General features: G+C 48.7%; 2 protein-coding genes. Both read left to right on the top strand.

The features are described 5' to 3' along the window. Nucleotides 1–1,281, top strand: a 1,281-nt coding sequence (locus tag ASH01S_RS17380) for an MFS transporter (RefSeq protein ID WP_067929694.1), incomplete at its 5' end; no start/stop codon positions are given. A 13-nt stretch (nt 1,282–1,294) separates the two neighbouring features. Continuing rightward, entirely contained in the window at nt 1,295–2,653 is a 1,359-nt protein-coding gene (locus tag ASH01S_RS17375; protein WP_245629149.1) for a sulfatase family protein, read from the top strand. Nucleotides 2,654–2,875 lie beyond the last annotated feature (222 nt).

The following is a 2,875-nucleotide window of genomic DNA, read 5'->3' as shown; positions in this document are numbered from 1 at the left end:
GGCCAGTGGTATGATTTCAATATTTATGGACTTGCCGCTGCTTTAGTTTTCAACAAGTTATTTTTTCCGGCTTACAATCCGATTGTAGGTACGGCACTTTCGTTTGCAACTTTTGCTGTCGGCTTCATCGCTCGTCCTATCGGAGGAATTATTTTTGGTCATTTTGGGGACAAGTTAGGGCGGAAGTCTATGCTTGTTTTAACGCTCAATATCATTGGGCTTTGCACAGTCCTCATCGGTTGCTTACCTACGTACCAATCTATCGGCATTTGGGCGCCTATTATGCTTATGTTTTTAAGACTGTTACAAGGTTTCGGAATCGGGGGCGAGTATGGAGGAGCCGCTTTAATGACAATCGAGCATGCTCCAAGAGATAAACGCGGCTTCTGGGCAGCCTTTCCCCAGACGGCAGGTCCAGCCGCAATGTTACTGGGCACGACAATGTTCAGTTTATTCTCGTTGTTACCACAGAACCAATTCTTAACTTGGGGATGGCGTATGCCCTTTCTGGTTAGTATCGTTATGCTCATTATAGGGTGGGTTATACGATTGCGTATTGAAGAAACACCCATATTTCACCAGATGAAGGAAAGCAAAACGGAATCCAAAGTGCCTATTATAGAATTGTTTAGGAACTTTTCGAGGGTTATTTTCCTGATATCTGGGGCTCGCCTGGCGGAAGCAGTATCCTCTAATATTTTCAATGTCTTCGTTATTACCTATGCAAGTATGCGCTTTGGGACGACACAAAGTGATGTACTACCAGCTCTCTTGATTGCCTCTCTAATAGGAATATTTATTCAGCCAATCTATGGATTATTGTCCGACCATATTGGTCGTCGCCCCGTTTATATGGCGGGCTCGTTATTTATAGCAATTTTTGCCTTCCCGTTTTTCGGGTTACTAAACACCGGATCGATGGCGATGGCCTGGTTGGCGATTATTTTGGGACTCGTGTTTGGTACGTTCGTAATGGGGAGTGTACAGACAGTTCTTTTCACTGAACAACTTGGCACCGAAGTTCGATACAGCGGGCTTTCCGTCGCCTATCAAGGCACATCAATTTTAGGAGGATTAACTCCTCTTATTTGTACTTCTCTTCTTGCGGCACAAGATGGAAGACCTTGGCTTGTTGCGTTGTTCTTAGTTATTGTTGCACTGTTGTCCTTAGTCTCAACCTATTGGACTGCAGAGACCTACAAAAAGGATGTATCAGAGTCGACTCATAGAGTAGCAGAAACCTTTCAAGAGGACATAGGGAGTCATAGTAAAATTGAATAGGAGTGAAATGAGGTTGACAAGAGACATTGACAGACCAAATGTGATTGTCTTTCTTACGGATCAACAAAGGTGGGACACGACCGGTGTCCATGGCAACCCGCTCGATTTGACACCGAATTTTGACCGGATGGCACGCGAGGGGACACATGTGTTCCACTCATTTACCTGTCAACCCGTCTGCGCACCAGCCAGATCGTCCCTGCAAACTGGCCAGTACGCGACGATGACGGGAGTCTATCGGAACGGTATCCCGTTGTCCAGAGAGCGCAAGACCTTAGCCCATTATTTTCGGGAGGCGGGCTACCAAACCGCCTACATCGGCAAATGGCATTTGGCCAAAGATGAACCGGTTCCCGAAGATCAGCGTGGCGGCTACGAATACTGGTTGGCCGCAAACGCCTTGGAGCATTCCTCAGATGCCTACGACACGGTTGTGTACAACAACGACAATGAACCCGTGAAATTACCCGGATACCGTGTGGATGCGTTAACCGATGCGGCCATTCGCTATATTGATGAGCATAAATATTCTCCGTTCTTTCTGTTTCTCTCGTTTTTGGAGCCTCATCATCAAAATCACCTGGATAATTATCCCGCGCCCGTAGGTTACGAGGAACGATACGCTGGGCGATGGACGCCTCCCGATTTGGCGGCCTTGGGGGGAAGTGCTCCCCAGCATTTGGGCGGCTACTACGGGATGGTGAAAAAACTCGATGAGGCGCTCGGGCGGCTGTTGGACGCTTTACGGAGCTTGGGGATGCTCGAGAATACGATTGTGTTGTTTACGTCCGATCACGGATGTCACTTTAAAACGAGAAACGCCGAATACAAGCGTTCCTGCCATGACAGTTCCATTCGCGTACCGACGGCCATCATCGGTCCGGGGTTTGATTCCGGAGGCCAGGTGCGCGAGTTGGTCAGCTTGGTCGATCTCCCTCCGACTTTATTGGACGCCGCTGGAATTCCAATTCCCGACGAGATGCAGGGCAGGTCCATCATGCCTTTACTCAGGGGGAACAAAACGGACTGGCCTGAGGAAGTCTTTGTACAAATCAGCGAGTCCCAGGTTGGCCGGGCCATTCGCACCAAGCGCTGGAAGTATAGCGTTGTCGCGCCGCACAAAGACGGGTGGCAGGATTCCTGCTCCGAACAATACGTGGAGGAATTTTTATACGATTTACATGCCGATCCGTATGAGTTAACGAATTTGATAGGGCTTGAATCATATGAGGAAGTCACAAAGCATTTAAGGGAACGATTGCGGCAAAGGATGATGGAAGCCGGGGAAGCGGCTCCTTCGATAAGACCGTCCGAGAGGAAGGCTCGAAGTGGACAACGCAGGGTTTCGATTGAAGAGTTGCGTGTGAAGTAAGAATCCGCTCATGAGGTGCAAAACTTGAAAACGAAAACGACCTCCTGTTGCACGCCAAGTCGAAACGGATCGTCAAGTGTTGCTACGAGTTCAAGTTGTAAACACGACAATGCGCCGAGAAATCTAACCTCCGACATGATTTATCTACCCGGTGGCGAATTCCTAATGGGAACCGACTCTGGGGAAGGTTTTTACAGTGACGGCGAGGGGCCGATGCATCAA

The sequence above is a fragment of the Alicyclobacillus shizuokensis NBRC 103103 genome (assembly GCF_001552255.1).
GTDB classification, from domain to species: domain Bacteria; phylum Bacillota; class Bacilli; order Alicyclobacillales; family Alicyclobacillaceae; genus Alicyclobacillus_G; species Alicyclobacillus_G shizuokensis.
Note: the sequence above shows the minus strand (reverse complement) of the source record. Positions and strands in the feature narration are given on the sequence as shown.